Source organism: Clostridium sp. YIM B02555, assembly GCF_022320955.1.
GTDB classification, from domain to species: Bacteria; Bacillota; Clostridia; order Clostridiales; family Clostridiaceae; genus Clostridium; species Clostridium saccharoperbutylacetonicum.
Window position 1 is genome coordinate 74,054 of the sequence record NZ_JAKJJY010000017.1, and the last position, 17,344, is coordinate 91,397.

Here is a 17,344-nt window from a genome sequence, read left to right on the forward strand (position 1 = left end):
TAATAAGGCATAAATGGTCAATTATCAATATTCAACTGTCCCAGGTCAATGATTGACTGACAATTGAACACTGATCCTTGACCACTGAACATTGCTATGTCTATTATCCTAATTTCTCTTTGCTTATTTAGCTAAATAACTATAAGCTGCTAACGCTTGAATAGACACGCCTATGGCAAGGCAATCTTCATCAATGTTAAACAAATTGCTATGAGCAGGTTCAGTAGTTCCTTTTTCTTTATTTCCTGAACCTAAGAAATAAAATGCACTTGGCCTTTCATTAGCAAAGTAAGCAAAACTTTCAACCCCCATTTTAGGAGATCTTTGCTCTATAACATTTTCTTTTCCTATAATTTCTGTTGCACTATCACAAATTAAATCTACAAATTCATCAGCATTATATAGGGAAGGATAACTTTCATCTACTTTTACTTCTGCCTTTGCTCTAGACATTTGAGCAATTCCATTTACTACTTCATTTAATCTTTTTACTGCAAAGGCTCTATCTTCTTTAGTCATAGTTCTAATCATTCCACTTAAGGTTGCTTCCCCTGGAATAATGTTTTGAGCTGTTCCAGCATGTAAAGTTCCAACCGTTATTACAATAGGATTTACAGGAGCTATTTCTCTGCTAACTATCGTTTGAAGTGCTACTACAATATGACTTGCAATCACAATTGGGTCAACAGTAGTATGAGGTGAGGCCCCATGTCCACCTTGTCCTGTAATCTTAATGCTGAATGGATTTGAAGCTGCATTTACAACACCTTTTTTTATTTTAATAGTTCCACATTCAGTTTCTTCATCTACATGAAGTCCAAGAACGCAATCAACCTTTGGATTTTCTAAAACTCCTTCATTTATCATAGGAGTTGCTCCACCTGTTGTTTCTTCAGCTGGTTCAAATAATAACTTTACAGTTCCAGAAAATTCATCCTTATGCTCATTTAATAACTTTGCAGCCCCCATAAGAATTGTTGTATGCGCATCATGTCCACAGGCATGCATTTTCCCATCTATTTTAGATTTAAATTCACAGGTTTTCGCATCTTTAATAGGAAGAGCATCAATATCCCCTCTTAAAGCTACAGTTTTATTATTGCCTTCTTTAGTTCCTTTTATAATACCACATACACCTGTCTTAGCCACTTCAATATATTGTATTCCATTTGCCTCCAAGAAAGCCTTGATCACCTTAGAAGTTCTCACTTCTTCAAAGCCAAGCTCTGGATGTTCATGCAAATCCCTTCTTATTTTAATTAATTCATCTTTTATAGCGTCCGCTTCCTTTTTAAAATCTATCACTTATTGCTTCCTCCATATTTCTTAATTGATCATTGTTAATATTGCCCATTTATAATTATCCATTGACAATTATTCTCCTAGTTTTTACTCCAAAATACTTCTACAACATCGCCTTCTTTTAACTTAGCAGTATATGCAGCTTTTTCCCCATTTAAAGTTAAATTAATTATCCCTTGAGCTATAGTCAAATTAAAATCTATATAGTCAAAAATATCAACAATAACATATTCTGATTTTCCCATTAATATTTTATTTTCTCCATTGATAGTTACTGTTATACTATGAAATCCATCATTAATTATTGCAGGTTCTTTTTTAGGCGAACTATCTATTACTTCTTTGTCAAGTTCAATAGCTGCCTCCTCCTCAAAGTCATCAAGCTCTTTATCATCATTTACAATGTTTTCTTGAATAGTTTCAATTTCATCAACTTCTGTAACTTCTTTAATAATATAATCACCTTCGATTAATTCATAATCATCCTCTAAAAACATATCGTCTTTTATTAAATTCACTTCTTCTTTTAAAACATATTTTTTAAATTCGCTTATCTTAGTTGGCAAAAACACTCTTATATCATCATTGTTCTTTATTATATAATTTATAGTTTCTGGCTTTTCGTCAACAAGGATTATAGGATCGATGTTTATTATTTCATCTCCTAAATTAATAGCTATTGAATTAATATTTCTAATATGTTCAGATAATTTAGGTGCTGCATCTCTACCATTTTGAGCATATTCTAAGTTTATATTGTCATTAGCTTTAACGTCTGTTTCTAAAGTTGCCTCTTCTCCATTAATTGTAATTTTAGCATTGGTACCATATTCACCAAAGACAATTCTCTTGCAGCCATTATAATTGAATCTAGCACTTTTACCATTTTTGCTTATTAATAATGAAGGATTTATTCCTGCTTGAAGTAAAACATCCATGATTGTATGCTTATGGGAATTAAACAAACTAATTACATCATTATTTAAAATAACATCAATAAAGTCATTTCCCATACTTCTTAATGCCGTTAAAGCAATTCCTAATACAGTTACTCCCGCTGAACCTAGCTTATTATCAGAAATACATTCAATTACTGCTTGTCTATCCTTAATAGCAATTCTTTGAGGTGGTAAATTTAATTTTTCAGATATTGCTTCTAAAATACCTGGTGTGTGTGCTCCACCACCAACTAAAAATACTGCACTAGGAGCTTTTCCCCCATTTAATTCTAAAGTTTTCTTAGATATTTCATCTGCTGTTTTAGTAACAATAGAATTAATAAGCTTAAACACATTTTCTGATAACACTGTATTTTCCATTCCTAACACATCAATATATGTAACTTCTTTTTCATTTACTATAGATCTTTTAATGTTTTCTGCAGTATTAAAATCAACTAAATATTCCTGCACAATTGTTTCTGTAACTTCATCTCCAGCCATTGGCACCATTCCATAAGCTGAAATACTTTCTTTTGAACTTATTGCTATATCGGAAGTACCTGCTCCAATATCTACTAAAGCAATATTTAAAAGTCTTAAATTCTTTGGTATAGCTGCTTCCATTGCAGCAATTGGTTCCAAAGTTAAATTTACAACCTTCAAATTAACTCTATTCATAACCGCATAGAGAGAATCTATTACAGATCTTGGTAAAAATGTAGCTATTGCTTCAGCTCCAATATTTTCTCCCTTATGACCAATTAGATTAGATATTAAGAATCCATTTAAATAATAGTTTTTTACTGAATATCCAACACAATATAGTTTTCCCTCAGTTACAGCAGAAATTTCTTCTTCTGCTTTCTTGACCGCACTTAATTCAAGGCCTCTTACAATTTCTTTATTGACTTCTTCATCTTCATTAAGCTCAAGTTCAGTCTTAACATCAATTGTCCTAAGGAATCTTCCTGCCGCAGCAATTGATACTTCATTTAATTGTATTTGAAGTTCTTCTTCTAAATAACTTTTAACTTTTTGAACAACAGATGCCACTAAAGTTATATCGTGAATCTGTCCATCTATCATGGCTCTTTCTTCATGTTCCAAGTATTTCTCACATACTACTTGAAATTTTTTATCTTTAATTATTCCAACTGTTCCTATAATAGATCTCGTACCTATATCTAGGGCAAAAATTATATCTTTTTGATTAAACCTTTTTAATTCCATATAAACACAACCTTTATTTATCTTATTTATATTTCTTAATTATTGATAAATACACTATAAATTATATATTATTAGGCATATTCATACAATGTTTTATTAGTTCTATATATATTTAAAAAAGCAATAAATAAATCAATTAAGTACTTATTTGATAAATAATCAATTCTTTTATATACTATATAACTGATTTTTCCTCAATATTGATTAAAATTACCATCAGCAAACCACAATTTCATGCAAATAATACCACTTAGAGGCAAATCATCAAGAGGCAAAAAACAAATGTATTTATGATAAATTTAATAATAACTTCAACAAAAAAAGACAAGGTTATATTAATATAATCTTGCCTTAAAAATCTTCAAAACTCTATTATTTTCATAATATATTATAAACTTATACAAGTAATAAATTTATATTATACCTTCTCAAATTTTCCAAGAGCTTGAATATTTTTCTCCATATTTTCTTTTAACTCTTTGACTCTCCTAGCACTTTCTTCTTTAAAAGCCTTTATTCTATCCATAGTATCATATAACCCTTTATACGAAGCTTTCAAGCATTCCAATGCAGCTAAATGACCTTTAACCTCATCCCTTGTTGACTTACTTGACATAACTTCATCAATATTTAAGCCTTTACTATCTCCCATATATTGAGCAAAAGTTTCTTTTTTATCTGCACCTTCTTCATAATACTTCTTTAAAGCCTCTTGATATTTTTTTATTATCTCTTCACTTGTGCCTTTTGCAACACCATATTCTAAATTCCCAATATGTTTAGAAACTTCAGCAAAATCCATTGAATCTATGACTTCATCTACATTACCAGATAATATAGCATCTAATTCTTTTGAATACCCTTTATCCTTTGAAAATAATGCTTTATTAGCTTTGCATACATCTTTTACATTTTTTATAGCTTCATTTTTTTCATCTTCTAATTGCACTCTTCTCTTAAAGTTCTCTTGATTTACCTTATCTAATATATCGTTCATTTGAGCTTTCTGATCAATAATATTTTTGATAAAACTATCAGAGTTCTTTTTGTTTTTATCTTTTGAATTAAGAGTAGTATTTAATTGAGCGTTTTTTTTCTTTTCTTCAATAATGTATTCATGCATTTTTTTATATACACTTACAGTACTACCACTTCTTATATTCACCATTCCACCTTCTTACTTAATATGTTTATATTGTATTTTTCGAATTATATTAAGTAATCTTTACTGAATAGCTTATACAACTTTCATAGAAAATTAATTTTTAACTACATTAATTACTCATTCATCACTGGAATTGTTGTCATCAGCAGTTTTATTTTTTTCTTTTTTATATTCCTTATCCATATATTTTTCAATATTATTTATTATTTCTTCAGTACTAATATTTTTTTCTTTCCTCTCCTCAGTTTCAATTACTGTAGTTGGAGTAAGTGTTACATAAGATCTATTTTTAATTTGTCCTGTCTTTTGTAAATAATCTGCTACAACGTTATCTGCATCCAATGAACCTGTTAACAACCACTCGCCATATAAATTTCCAAATTTATTGCTAAACCAATCTGTTGTATATGTATTAGAATACTTAAACAATTGATATATTTCCCCAACAGTGTTATGTCTCTTTACGCCATTATCGTCTACCCATTCAACAACTTTATTTTCATCAACGTTCCTTATATCCTTTACTTGAACACTTTGAATCCCATTTTCCAGTTTAAAATAAATTTCTGCTACACTTTCATATTTATGCCCCATGAGTTTCTGCCACCCTGTCATATCTTCTGTTGCTGGCTCAGAGTACTCTGTTTGATTTTGAGTATTTGATGTTGTACTAGCTCCATTAGAATCTAAATAATGTCCATCTATTGTAGTATCATGGGCCATATATCCATTAGCATTAAAATAATACAACTTACCATTTATATTTCTCCAGCCAACAGACCACGAATTTCCTTCTGTATACCACCATCCATTGCTATCAGATTTCCATTCTGCTGAAACGCCTATGGGATTTAGGGCTAACACTGAAGCTACTATTAATGAACTTATAATTACATTTTTTAATTTTGATTTTTTCATCTATTTTCCCCCTAAAATTTATATACCATAATTATACATCAGTGCATATTTCAATTAAATATGTAAAGGCAATTAAATCTTTTTCATGTTAATTCCCCTTTTAAATTTTTAGCGATTAAATAATCACACTTTCATTTATGAAATATACCTAGGACAAATTGAGTTATATCTTCAATATACTGCTCAACCTTCTCAATCAAATTATTATCCACCAACACCTTCAAAGAGAAACTCCTAAAAGTTCCATCCCCAAACTTTAGCTTAATCTTATCTTTATCCTTTTCATCAAATTCTGCTATTTCAGCCACTCCATAGGTTCTATGAGCAACCTTGTTTCCAACTTCATATCCAAAGGTGTCAACAGGCAAATCATTTAACTTTCCTTCAACTATAAATCGTGAAACCTCTTTAAACTGCCCTTTTCTATTTCTTGGTGAAAATAAATAAAGATTATCTATAGCTCTTGTTACTCCAACGTAGAAAAGTCTTCTTTCCTCTTTGATATTGTCTTTTATACTATTAACATGAGGTATTGTTTCTTCAACGCAGTTAATTACATATACACTCTCAAATTCCATTCCCTTCACGCCATGAAACCCTCTATTTTCAATGATTTAAGCTTGATTTAATGTCATTTATTAATTGTTCGTTAATATGAAAGTGATATCATTCCATTCCTATATATAATTTAATACATTATATAGGTATGGAATCGCAATTTCAATAATAAATTAGAAAAAAAATAAGACAAGAATATATTTCTATACTCTTGCCTAAAATAAAATAAGTAGATAACTCTCAGCATTTTAAAAATTATTTACTTATTAGACATCAATTAAGCTTGTTCCCATAAAGATAATGCTTTTGTTTGTCCTAATTCTTTTTCTAACTTAAATAATTTTTCATTGCTTTTTATATATTCTTCAAAAATTTTACTATATTTACCCATATCATTATACAAATCATCATTTAAAGATACGCCAAAGTTAGAATGAAAAATACTATATTCACTTTTTTTATTTTCATCTATATAACCATATTTAATTAACAAATCACCAATTCTTAACAATTGTTTTTTTACATATTTACTAACATTTTGTTGTATTTCTTTTGACTTATTAAATCTAATATCAAAAGTATCTCTACTAAAATCAATATTTTTAATAAAGTCTATGGATATTAACCATGTCCCCTTAGAATTATTTATATCTTCTGTATTCTCTACATTCTTGATTAACTCGTTCATTTCTTTTTTCATTTCTGATAACTTTTCCAAACCTAAGTTATTTGTATTTATAATATCATTCTTAACAAAATTTTCAATTTCTTTTACTATTTTAGTCTTACAATAATCTATAATCATTGGTATGCATTTCACTTTTAGATCATTCCCTTGATTTAAATACTCTTGACATTTCTCATTTTCTGTAATTATGTCTTGTTCCAACTTTTTAATCTTTTCTTCCATCAATCTATCCTCCGAACATTTATTCTATATATAATTATTCTAACTCATTGTATACTTTAAATTCAAGTAATCCCAATAATTATTTCTTATATATTTCCACGCTATAGTCTTAACAAAAAAGAACCTAGCAAAGCTTGTACACTTTTACTAAGTTCTTTGAATCCTCTAACCCCTTTATAATTTAAACATTTTTCTTATTAACTTCATTTTGTGTTTATCTCCACCATAATAGTAAAATCTCTTTTCATAGATTTCAATATCTTCACTGCTATCATTTTCACATATCTCAAATATTTTATCTAATGCTAAATTTGCTTTTTTAGTATACTTGCTTTTTATAAATTCCACTACTAAATTCGCAATTAATATTGCAATAGTATATGGTAAAAATAGAATATACCCTAAATTTATAATTTCAGCTTTATTATAGTTTTCCACATAATTTATAAGTTCATTAGGAGGATTATCACCTAGATATTTTAAAATTAATTGTGGATCACTTTTAAATCCATTAATATATTCTTGTATATATGGATAAATACCATTTCCATAAAAGTATATTGCAATTCCAAACAGAACACTAATTGCATTAACTATTTTTAATGCAAATGATAATTTATCTAATTGATATGCTGGTACGCTCCTAATAAATATTATATACAATAATATTGATATTAAAGTTAATATAATAATTGTTATAGCAACTGAATTATTATATTCTTTGATAAAATAAGTAAATTTCATAATTTTTCTATAATCAATTATTTCAAAAAATGTTTCTACTATTATATTATAATCAATCTTCCCTGTTCTTATTAATTTCATAATAATCGCTACACTCCCTGTTATGAAATAAATACCACTTAATACCATGATAACTCCTTGTATAGTTGATAAAAGAAGTGTAATTACTTTCAGAAATGTATTAAATCTTATTCTAGAAATTGAAATACTTGCAAATGTAAAATAAATCATAATTACAAATGCAAATATAAAAATGATACTAGATGTATTTTTATCACTATAAAATAAAACCACAAGAAAAATAAACATTACAATGGCAACCCCATCACCTAGTTGATAGCTTCTCATCGACCTGTCTTCTTTCTGGTTTTCATCATTGATTTTGTAGTAATATAGATTATTTAATTTTTTTCTTCTAAAACATATTCTTAATATGAATATTACACTATACAATGATAATAATACTCCCTTTACTATCGTACTATCGATTAGTAGCATAGATAAAAATAATGTAATAAACATAATATAAAAGATATTTCCACTACTTGTTTTAATTATCCATTTATCAAAAAATTCGTTCTGCTTTAATGATTCTATTTTTTTAATCATAACTTTTATCTCCTCATAATAACTACACTTAATACTTAAATTTACTTTTTACTAATAAATTTCATAATATTCTATATTTCAACAGAAATATAAAAATCCCTTTATTATGAGTAAAAAAATATGATACGGATATAATTATACTCTTACCTTATTTTTAAATACCCCTTAAACCAATTAATTGATCATCAAGTATCTTTGTTGCTGTTGCTGAATCTGTGAATGTTACATAAATACTTGTAACTGTCTGAACACTAGCGTTTTGATAGTATACGCATTATTGCTCTTCTTAGTAATTGTTATTTTACCTTGAGATAACAATGAAGCTCCAAGAGTATCAAAAGTATATGTTAAGTTAACATTTGCAGAATCATCAACACCAGAAATACTTTTAGTTGCTGTATATGTACTTGATGACATTAATTTTAAAGTTGTAGTATGTGACCATGTACCACCATATGAAATTACAGGCGTTACTGGTTTAGTTGTTATAGTTAAATTACATACTGTACTTATATTCATATATGTAACTGTAATTTGTGCTGATCCAACTTTTTGTGCTAGAAAAAGATTAAATTCAACTCTTCTAAGTGATAATATGGACTTTGTAATGGAATTGTGTGAAAAGACAGGATTAAATCAATCTAAAATTTATGATTTATCAATAGATATTTTAAAAAAACAATTACAAGAAAAAAATATCTTTGATATTATAAATGAACTCAATGAGAAGTAGTTACCTAGTTAAATAGATAGCTACTTCTTTTTTGCCTTTATATACTTGTAGTTAATATAACAGATATAGTAATTAATATAGAAAAGAATTGTAGTTAATATATACTATTATTTTGATACTTTAGTGATTTGGTCAAGTATTGGATCGATACTTTTGAGTTACGTTTAGGTATTAAAAAGGGACTACCATTTTTGTTATGGTAATCCTATAAATATCTTTTATCATTAAATTATTTCATAATTTATTTCTTTTAACTTTCCTTCTGATAATATTTGACGCACACTCATATCATTAATATAAATATGAGCCTCATTAATTATATTAATATTAACACCCTTTTTCTCTTTTCTTCCTATTTCTCCATAACAAACAATTACACATTTTTTTTGATTATCATTTAATTCTAGTTTAAGTATATTAAAAAGCCTATTAAAATCATCTAATGTTATTCCATTTTCTTGCGAATAAAATGATTTAGGAAAATATACTGCAACAGTATATCCTCTATTTTTTAAATTAATATATCCAAAATACTCTCCTTTCTTATTGTCTATTTGAGCAGTATTCCCTATTCCATATACACATCTTCTTGTCCCAACATCTATCATAGATAAATAGTTTGCATCGCTACTCATTATATTGTGTTCTCGTCTTGCTCTGTTTCTATTATTTGTGTTAGTTCCTTCTGCATCCTCTGCTTTTACTATCATTTCTCCATTTTCTTCTATTTCCATGCTATTCCGTGCAGCTTTATTTTCTTCCTCACCATTATATTTTCTTTTTAATCCTCTAATCTTATTTAGTAAGGTTCTTTTTATATCTTCATCATTTATTTCTCTTTTTTCATAAAAAGCTTTAAGCCTAAGCCTTCCCATCTTTCCTTTATATTTAACATGAAAAGGACATCCCTCTTTATGTTTCTCACCATCACCATTCCAAGTGCTGAAAAACTTAACATTGTTTTTCTTATGCGTAAATTTTACACCTGCAATACATCCATTAATACAACTTAAATTTTTTTTATATTTCTCTTCATATTCCTCTCTATCTAAATCTTCATAATAAATTTCTTTATATTTATTCTCATCTTCTATTGAGTATATTGCCCACTCCATCTTTTCTCTAGACATAAAACCCCTCCTTTTTATTTTATTATGTATTTCTACAAATTAATGTAATATCCTCCTCATTATTCTAAATTTTCATAATAAATTAGAGACTAAGATTTCTCCTAGTCTCTAATTTATTATATAATCTTTTTGTAAGCATCAAACATTAATTTGTGCCTTTCTTCTATAAATCCCCTAAAATTGGTGATATCTAATTCAATATTATTAGGAATATAATTTTTTTTCATATATTCTTTTCGTTCTTCTTCTTGATAAGTTTTATATAACCATTCTTTTAAATCATTATCACCTTTTTCCCGATTAATATTATATTCAAGCAATTGCAAATTTTCTAAACTATTATATTTACTCATGTAAAAATCTACATCTTCCAAAGGTATTCCTTTTGATATTAATATATTCTTCTTAAAATAAGATTTTGGATATATATGATCTATATCAAATATATATTTATAATCTAAAGTAGAATATATCATAGCTAAAGCTGAAAATGTATATTTTTCACCATATTTATAGAAAAATAAGTTTTCTATCTCATCATCATCAAATATAATTGATTTTTCTGTTCCTTTGAACTTTTCAACTATTTTATTTAGAGGAAAGCCTCCTTCCCTGTCATAATTTATTATATCTCTTATAGCCCTATACAAATTCTCTGGATGCGCTCCAAATACTTTCTTTAATAGAGATCTTGTCAACCATTTTTTTATTAACTCTCTATCTCCTTTGTATTTTGATATCTTTTCGAAATTATTTGGCAATCCTATTTTAAGCAAATAATATGCAATAGGTATAATTGAATTATGAGATGGTAATGTTTCTTTATTATATCCAAAACTTGAAATTAGTGAAACTGCTGAATATATAGCTTTAGTTATAAATTCCCATTCTTCTTGTATAGTTAACATTGTATTTTTCTTAAAATTATTTATTTTAAAACTTATATCATTAACATCTGCTAAAACCAAGCAGGCTCTAAGTATAAAATCTTTATCAAATGCAAATTTATTTCCCACATCATTTATTTCTCTTACAAATCTATTTATTTCTTCTCTAGCTTCCCTATTCTTCCATTGTGCTGTTGCCATTGATAATAATAAGTCTGTATAATTTAGCTTAGTACCACCATTGTTAACTCTGATAAATATATTTAATACCTTATCCAATTCGTTACTTTTTTCTAGATAAAAATTAATTACTGGATTTTTGCGTATAGTAGAATGTAATTGAAATAGTGTTTTGCTAGAAAATACTGATTTTTCTTTATCATTAGGGTTCATAACAAAATTACTTATTAAATAATCATTAACTTGATATTCTGTTAAATTTAAAATTTTTCCTACTTCAAACCAGTATGTATTTTCACTATTTTCTTTTGATTCATTTTCTGTAAGAAACTTAAAATCATAATCTCTGTCATTATCTATTTGTTTAGATAAATCATTCCTTAAATTTAGATATAGTTTTCTAGTTGGATATGCTAATGGGTCATCATTTCTTCTTCTTGCAGTTTTATAAGAATAAGAACCAGTTAACCCAATATATAAAGCATCTAGTCTTTGTTGTCCATCTAAAATTGATATTATATTTTCTTTTCCATTAGTATTAGCTTTTTGGTTATGTTTAGAATCAAGTTCCGAATACTGCCTGATAAACTCATAAAATTTATAATCTTTTGCATGTTCTTTGTCGACTTCCCAAAATAAAAATGATCCTATTGGATATTCTCTCATCAAAGAATCAAATAAAAGTTCTATTTGTTCTGTATTCCAAACAAGTTCTCTTTGAATATCTGGCAACAAGTATTTTCTAGCTTCTATATTCTGCACTGCTAATTCTACTGTTATAGGTGTTTCAAATGCCATTTATCATTCCTCCATTACAAAAAGTGACTTATTGGTAATTATACTCACGCTTTACATATTTTATACATAAAAATTAAAGGTTAAAGAGCAATAAAACTCCTTAACCTTTAATTTTTTATAATGTTATCTTCTAATATTACATACATCTTTTCCTAATTTGCTTATATTATTAGAATATTAAATATATCCCAATTTAATTCCTTTTTGAATTAACATTGTATAGCTATATATAAACTTTGCCCTATTGCTATCCAATGAATTACAAATTTCCGAATAATTATCTAATTCTTTTTGTATATAACTTTTTCCTGTACTATAATCATATTGCGAACACACTGCTATGTAGAAAAAATTTTTCAAAAACATACACATATCTTGCCTATATTTTTCCATTTCATTGTTTTTAAAACAGAATTCTACATTAGTTTCACAAGTTATAATAAACTCATCTAAATCCATAAAAAAATCAGTAGGAAACTTTCCAGTTAAACTAATTCTATCTAATTTCTCAACAGCTTTAGTATTAGTAAGCATATTATAAATCATAATATATATTTGTTTATCCCATAAATATTCACTTTGCAATCTATCATTTGAATTTCCTTCGAAAATGTTACTTATATTTTCATATAACTCATCTCTAAAAACTCTAATTCTTTTTGAGTGATATTCTTACTTTGACTCGTTTTAGTATCATAGAGATCATGATGAGTCAAACATAAAAATAAAAGATTTTCAGGTGAATTATTTGTATTATCTCCATCAACATGAGCAATTTGACCTGTTTTTACATTTTCATCTCTAAATAATCCATAACACACTGCACACCTTCTTCTGGAATTTATCAATGTATTTCTTTGTATAATTGCACTAACGTTTTTTCTTCCCATACATTTCCTCCAATTATCGTATATTTATGTAAATTGTGTTATATTTGCAAATTATTATATAGCTTAATACTATTTTTTTAATTTTGCTTTTTCATTTTCTTCAATTCTAATACCAGTCATAGTATCTTTTTCGAAACTAAATATATGATCTAATGGATGTTTTTCACAAACACCATATTTCTTAGGTTTCCAATCATAAGTAAAATCCCTTAAATAAATGTCGCCATCACATATTGGACATTTTCCTTGTATCCATTTTTTTGACGTATAGTATACATCTTCCTTGCCTTTGTACACTGTGTGACCAAAAATTGTTTCAAATTTTCCTTCTATTAAAAGCGCTCCAGTTTTTATTATGTGATAAATTGAAAATACTGCTATTACTAGACTTACTATAAGCACTGTATTAAAATTTGTATTTTTAGTAATATATTCATATATAGTAATAACAGATGATATCACCCCTACTATTGTTGATATACTTAATGTATTTTTTAAATGACTCTTACTTCTATATGCTATTTGTTCATTATAATGCTCATCATATTCTACTTTATAAATTCCACCTTGTGCTTGATAAATATCACCTTCATTATCTCCATTTATAATTATAGAATTATTATTCTTTTTTTGTTTAACTTTATTTGATATTTTATCATTATTATTAAGTTTTGTTTCACAATATGGACAAACCTTGTAATCTTCTTTGATTTTCTTATTGCAATTTGGACATTCCATAAAATTTCACCTTCACTATTATAAAATTATATATAAATTATAGTATATTCTGCCTTTTTATACAATATAATTATAAAACATACAATTTCTGAGCATTCTAATATACAAAAAAGGCACATACAATTGCATATGCCTTTTATAATATATATTAAGTTTACTATTTTTTTTAATTTTCATTTTCTCATCTTTTTTATTTTTATTTAAAATATCTAACGGATTATATTGTAATAAATCATCTTTAAAATCTATAGGTAATAAATTTACATATCTTTCAGTCGTTTTAATATTACTATGGTTGAGGAGCAATTTTAACCTATAAATATCTCCACCATTACGTATGAACATGGTAGCAAATGTATTTCTAAATGTATTCACTCCCCTCATTTTAACCTTACAATGCTTGAAATAATTCACTAAATTTTGATGTAAGGTATCATAACTCATTTGGGTTCCATCTAGTTTAGGAAATAATATATCATCACCTTTTAAATTCATTCTTTCAATATTATCTTTAAAGATTTCGATAATGGTACATTAGCTTGTCTTTTTGTTTTCATATGTGCAAATAATATCATTTCTTTTTCAAAATCAATATCTTTAATTCTAACATTTAATAATGTTGTGCTTCTACACCCTGCACCAACTAAGAATGATACTGTTACAAATGACCTATAATCTCCTACAAGACAAGTGTCCAAATCTGGCTTTTTCAAAAGCTTCTTGAGTTCTTCTTCTGTATACACTTCCTTTTTCTCTAAAACAATAGCGGGAATCTTAACTTCAAATTCTTTTAAATACTCTCTGGTAAAACAATAAGTAAGAAATGCCTTCAATTTAATCACAAATGTTTGATAGGTATTTCCCTTATACCCATAATCAATCATATAATTAATCCATTCCTCTACCTTTTTATGAGTAATAGTATTGACTTCATCTTGTGTATTAATATACTTCAGCAATTCATATTTATAAAATCTTTTCTTACTAACCAAAGTCGCTGGTCTAAGCCCTATAGACTTACAATAATCCATATATTCACTATAACATTCTTCTATAGTTTTGCTTGAATTATTGTTAATTTTTAGTGTTTTTAATCGTAATTTTGCCATACTGATCATCCCATCCTCTATATCAAAAATTAACTATTTACGGGTATGGAACGAGCACACTTTCATTTATGAAATATACCTAGGACAAATTGAGTTATATCTTCAATATACTACTCAACCTTCTCAATCAAATTATTATCCACCAACACCTTCAAAGAGAAACTCCTAAATGTCCCATCACCAAACTTCAATTTAATTTTATCCTTGTCCTTTTCATCAAATTCTGCTATTTCAGCCACTCCATAGGTTCTATGGGCAACCTTGTTTCCAACTTCATAGCCAAAGGTGTCAACAGGCAAATCATTTAGCCTTCCTTCAACTATAAATCGTGAAACCTCTTTAAACTGCCCTTTTCTATTTCTTGGAGAAAATAAATATAGATTATCTATAGCTCTTGTTACTCCAACGTAGAAAAGTCTTCTTTCCTCTTCGATATTGTCTTTTATACTGTTAACATGAGGTATTGTTTCTTCAACGCAGTTAATCACATATACATTCTTAAATTCCATTCCCTTCACGCCATGGACTGTACTCAATATAACTCCTTCTCTTTTAGTTTTCTTCTTGCTTTCTTCTATTGACTGCTTAACTTCTTCAATATGTGCCAAAAATTCAAATATAGTTTTGCAACCTTCTGCAGCCACCTTAAATTCCTCTATTATATCTTCCAAATCATCTATACTTTGATTAAGCTTTTTAGCATATCCTTTTAAATGCTCCATATATCCTAGGTCTGTAATTATGTATGAAATTGCTGCTGATAATGATATTTTATTTAAATAATTTATTTCTTTTCTTAAATCATCAAACTTTTTCTTTTGAAATGGAGGAATATCTTCTTTATTAATCAATATATCAAAAGGATTTTCTTCCTTAGCATAATTTTTTAAATATGCAATATTTCCTTTACTTATATATCTAAAAGGCTTATTTATTATTTGTATAAAACTTTCTAAATCAAATTGGTTAATGGATAATTTTAAATATGCAATTAAATCTTTACATATAAAATTTTCAAAGAAATTGTATTCCCTATCTAGCAAAGTAAATGGAATTTTTCTTTTTGCTAATACCTCTATGATTGTCATAGATTCTATATTAGTTCTATATAATATTGCATTATCTTCATAAGGAGTACCCAAACTTCTATTCTTTTCAATAATATCAGCCAGACTTTCTCCCTGCATTTTTTCATTATATGGATTAAACCATTTAATAATGCCTTCAGCTTCTCTATCCCAATGTATTTCTTTATTATTTCTTTCCTTATTAAATCTTATTATTTCTTTTGATTTATCAACTATATTCATTTTACTTCTATAATTAACTGATAAGTAATATTTCTTACCATTTTTAAATATTTTATCGAAGCTAACCATATATTCTGGCTTTGAGCCTCTAAATGAATAAATGCATTGATCCTCATCTCCAACTGCAAAAAGTGAATTTTCTTTTCCATCATTTATTAGCTTTAAGAAATCAACCTGCATTTCATCACAATCTTGAAATTCATCAACTAATACGTATTTAAATAATTTTCTATAACTTTCAAGCATATTTTCATCTCTTTGAAGCATCTCCAAAACTTCAATTGCTAAATCATCAAAGTCTCGTTTGTTATTTTCTTTCTTATAGTCTTCATATTTTTCTAAAGCTTCAATAAAAATTTCTTTTGCAAGAGAAGATTTAAATTCACTCAAAGGCACTCTTGAAGTTTTAAATAAAGAAATATTATTTACAGCTTCCTTTACTTTATCTTCATTAATTTCATCAAAATATTTCATTAAAACGTTGCTAACTATTTTGTGAACAATTGCTCCATCTACTATTTCAATATTTTTTCCACTTCTTAAAAGAATTTTATAAAAAAGGCCATGAAACGTTCCAAAGAAAGGAGATCTATTTTTATTAAAAGCAGCTTCATACCTATTTTTCATATTTTGTGCTGCTGCTTTTGTAAAAGTAATCACTATTATATTTCCATTAGGAACCCTTTTATTTTCAACCAAATGGTCAACTTTATTTATAATAACTGTTGTTTTTCCAGAGCCTGGTGCTGCTACTATCAATGCATTTCTTTCCTCAGCTTTTACTGCACTCATCTGGTACTTATCAAGGTTAACCCCCACTACAAAAATCCCTCTTTCTTTTCTTTATTATTATTTATCTTAAATTTTACCCATAATTATTAGATTAATTTCATAGATGTAAAAATTCATTTGAATTTCTAAGTTCCATCTAAAATCTATTATTCATGTTATAAACCCATATATATCCAAATCAATACTCAAACTTATAAATGGAATATACATACATCATTGAGAAATTATAATCGTAACACTACACTAGAAATCAGATACATTTTTCTGGAAGCAGGCATGTGAAATTGAGCTGATGATGGTTATTAGTGGAAGGTTGTTTCATTTTCTGCTTGTCATAAATTTACTTTAGGAACATGCAGAAATGGGTGCAACCTTTCACTTAGAACCTTCCAGCGAAAAT

At 27.2% G+C, this 17,344-nt stretch carries 17 protein-coding genes; 1 reads left to right on the forward strand and 16 read right to left on the reverse strand.

Annotated features, from left to right (window positions below; genetic code table 11):
* Window positions 1–123 precede the first annotated feature (123 nt).
* The 8 genes from L3B98_RS20225 to L3B98_RS20260 form a co-directional block, all read right to left on the reverse strand.
* Window positions 124–1,305, reverse strand: coding sequence for a M20 family metallopeptidase (locus L3B98_RS20225; protein WP_238918024.1), 1,182 nt, complete (start codon window positions 1,303–1,305; stop codon window positions 124–126).
* A 77-nt stretch (window positions 1,306–1,382) separates the two neighbouring features.
* On the reverse strand, window positions 1,383–3,473 hold the full coding sequence (locus L3B98_RS20230) for a cell division protein FtsA (protein ID WP_238918025.1): 2,091 nt from the start codon (window positions 3,471–3,473) through the stop codon (window positions 1,383–1,385).
* Between the two features lie 418 nt (window positions 3,474–3,891).
* On the reverse strand, window positions 3,892–4,638 hold the full coding sequence (locus tag L3B98_RS20235) for a hypothetical protein (RefSeq protein WP_238918026.1): 747 nt from the start codon (window positions 4,636–4,638) through the stop codon (window positions 3,892–3,894).
* 117 nt (window positions 4,639–4,755) lie between these two features.
* Entirely contained in the window at window positions 4,756–5,556 is an 801-nt protein-coding gene (locus L3B98_RS20240) for a hypothetical protein (protein ID WP_238918027.1), read from the reverse strand.
* A 131-nt stretch (window positions 5,557–5,687) separates the two neighbouring features.
* A complete protein-coding gene (locus tag L3B98_RS20245) occupies window positions 5,688–6,143 on the reverse strand; it encodes a 3'-5' exonuclease (protein ID WP_343073699.1) in 456 nt (151 codons plus the stop codon).
* Window positions 6,144–6,391: 248 nt separating this feature from the next.
* Window positions 6,392–7,024, reverse strand: a complete 633-nt coding sequence (locus tag L3B98_RS20250) for a hypothetical protein (protein WP_238918029.1) — start codon at window positions 7,022–7,024, stop codon at window positions 6,392–6,394.
* A gap of 174 nt (window positions 7,025–7,198) precedes the next feature.
* The gene (locus tag L3B98_RS20255) at window positions 7,199–8,377 is read right to left on the reverse strand and encodes a hypothetical protein (protein WP_238918030.1); all 1,179 of its coding nucleotides are present in this window, start codon (window positions 8,375–8,377) and stop codon (window positions 7,199–7,201) included.
* Between the two features lie 222 nt (window positions 8,378–8,599).
* Window positions 8,600–8,896: a hypothetical protein gene (locus L3B98_RS20260; RefSeq protein WP_238918031.1), complete on the reverse strand. Its 297-nt coding sequence runs from the start codon at window positions 8,894–8,896 to the stop codon at window positions 8,600–8,602.
* Between the two features lie 76 nt (window positions 8,897–8,972).
* Here L3B98_RS20260 and L3B98_RS20265 point away from each other — a divergent pair, with 76 nt between their 5' ends.
* Window positions 8,973–9,110, forward strand: coding sequence for a hypothetical protein (locus tag L3B98_RS20265; RefSeq protein WP_238918032.1), 138 nt, complete (start codon window positions 8,973–8,975; stop codon window positions 9,108–9,110).
* Between the two features lie 224 nt (window positions 9,111–9,334).
* Here the strand turns inward: L3B98_RS20265 and L3B98_RS20270 are convergent, their stop codons facing one another.
* From L3B98_RS20270 to L3B98_RS20305, 8 genes are all read right to left on the reverse strand, one after another.
* Window positions 9,335–10,240, reverse strand: coding sequence for a hypothetical protein (locus L3B98_RS20270; RefSeq protein WP_238918033.1), 906 nt, complete (start codon window positions 10,238–10,240; stop codon window positions 9,335–9,337).
* A 116-nt stretch (window positions 10,241–10,356) separates the two neighbouring features.
* Window positions 10,357–12,105, reverse strand: a complete 1,749-nt coding sequence (locus L3B98_RS20275) for a DUF262 domain-containing protein (protein WP_238918034.1) — start codon at window positions 12,103–12,105, stop codon at window positions 10,357–10,359.
* Window positions 12,106–12,282: 177 nt separating this feature from the next.
* Complete coding sequence (locus tag L3B98_RS20280; protein WP_238918035.1) at window positions 12,283–12,651, reverse strand: hypothetical protein; 369 nt, start codon at window positions 12,649–12,651, stop codon at window positions 12,283–12,285.
* A gap of 71 nt (window positions 12,652–12,722) precedes the next feature.
* Window positions 12,723–12,995, reverse strand: a complete 273-nt coding sequence (locus tag L3B98_RS20285; protein WP_238918036.1) for an HNH endonuclease — start codon at window positions 12,993–12,995, stop codon at window positions 12,723–12,725.
* A gap of 69 nt (window positions 12,996–13,064) precedes the next feature.
* Complete coding sequence (locus L3B98_RS20290) at window positions 13,065–13,733, reverse strand: zinc ribbon domain-containing protein (RefSeq protein WP_238918037.1); 669 nt, start codon at window positions 13,731–13,733, stop codon at window positions 13,065–13,067.
* Between the two features lie 57 nt (window positions 13,734–13,790).
* On the reverse strand, window positions 13,791–14,228 hold the full coding sequence (locus L3B98_RS20295) for a site-specific integrase (RefSeq protein ID WP_238918038.1): 438 nt from the start codon (window positions 14,226–14,228) through the stop codon (window positions 13,791–13,793).
* Window positions 14,225–14,842, reverse strand: coding sequence for a tyrosine-type recombinase/integrase (locus tag L3B98_RS20300; RefSeq protein ID WP_238918039.1), 618 nt, complete (start codon window positions 14,840–14,842; stop codon window positions 14,225–14,227). Before L3B98_RS20300 ends, L3B98_RS20295 begins: the two co-directional genes overlap by 4 nt.
* 110 nt (window positions 14,843–14,952) lie before the next feature.
* Window positions 14,953–16,971: an ATP-dependent helicase gene (locus tag L3B98_RS20305; RefSeq protein WP_238918040.1), complete on the reverse strand. Its 2,019-nt coding sequence runs from the start codon at window positions 16,969–16,971 to the stop codon at window positions 14,953–14,955.
* Between the last annotated feature and the right edge of the window lie 373 nt (window positions 16,972–17,344).

Excerpts from the sequence above, each read along its gene's own strand:
- L3B98_RS20260 (WP_238918031.1), bottom strand. The coding sequence starts at position 8,896 with ATGAATATAAGTACAGTATGTAATTTAACTATAACAACTAAACCAGTA.
- L3B98_RS20300 (WP_238918039.1), bottom strand. The coding sequence starts at position 14,842 with ATGGCAAAATTACGATTAAAAACACTAAAAATTAACAATAATTCAAGC.
- L3B98_RS20270 (WP_238918033.1), bottom strand. The coding sequence starts at position 10,240 with ATGTCTAGAGAAAAGATGGAGTGGGCAATATACTCAATAGAAGATGAG.
- L3B98_RS20295 (WP_238918038.1), bottom strand. The coding sequence starts at position 14,228 with ATGAATTTAAAAGGTGATGATATATTATTTCCTAAACTAGATGGAACC.
- L3B98_RS20275 (WP_238918034.1), bottom strand. The coding sequence starts at position 12,105 with ATGGCATTTGAAACACCTATAACAGTAGAATTAGCAGTGCAGAATATA.
- L3B98_RS20290 (WP_238918037.1), bottom strand. The coding sequence starts at position 13,733 with ATGGAATGTCCAAATTGCAATAAGAAAATCAAAGAAGATTACAAGGTT.
- L3B98_RS20255 (WP_238918030.1), bottom strand. The coding sequence starts at position 8,377 with ATGATTAAAAAAATAGAATCATTAAAGCAGAACGAATTTTTTGATAAA.
- L3B98_RS20240 (WP_238918027.1), bottom strand. The coding sequence starts at position 5,556 with ATGAAAAAATCAAAATTAAAAAATGTAATTATAAGTTCATTAATAGTA.
- L3B98_RS20265 (WP_238918032.1), top strand. The coding sequence starts at position 8,973 with ATGGACTTTGTAATGGAATTGTGTGAAAAGACAGGATTAAATCAATCT.
- L3B98_RS20285 (WP_238918036.1), bottom strand. The coding sequence starts at position 12,995 with ATGGGAAGAAAAAACGTTAGTGCAATTATACAAAGAAATACATTGATA.
- L3B98_RS20250 (WP_238918029.1), bottom strand. The coding sequence starts at position 7,024 with ATGGAAGAAAAGATTAAAAAGTTGGAACAAGACATAATTACAGAAAAT.
- L3B98_RS20230 (WP_238918025.1), bottom strand. The coding sequence starts at position 3,473 with ATGGAATTAAAAAGGTTTAATCAAAAAGATATAATTTTTGCCCTAGAT.
- L3B98_RS20280 (WP_238918035.1), bottom strand. The coding sequence starts at position 12,651 with ATGATTTATAATATGCTTACTAATACTAAAGCTGTTGAGAAATTAGAT.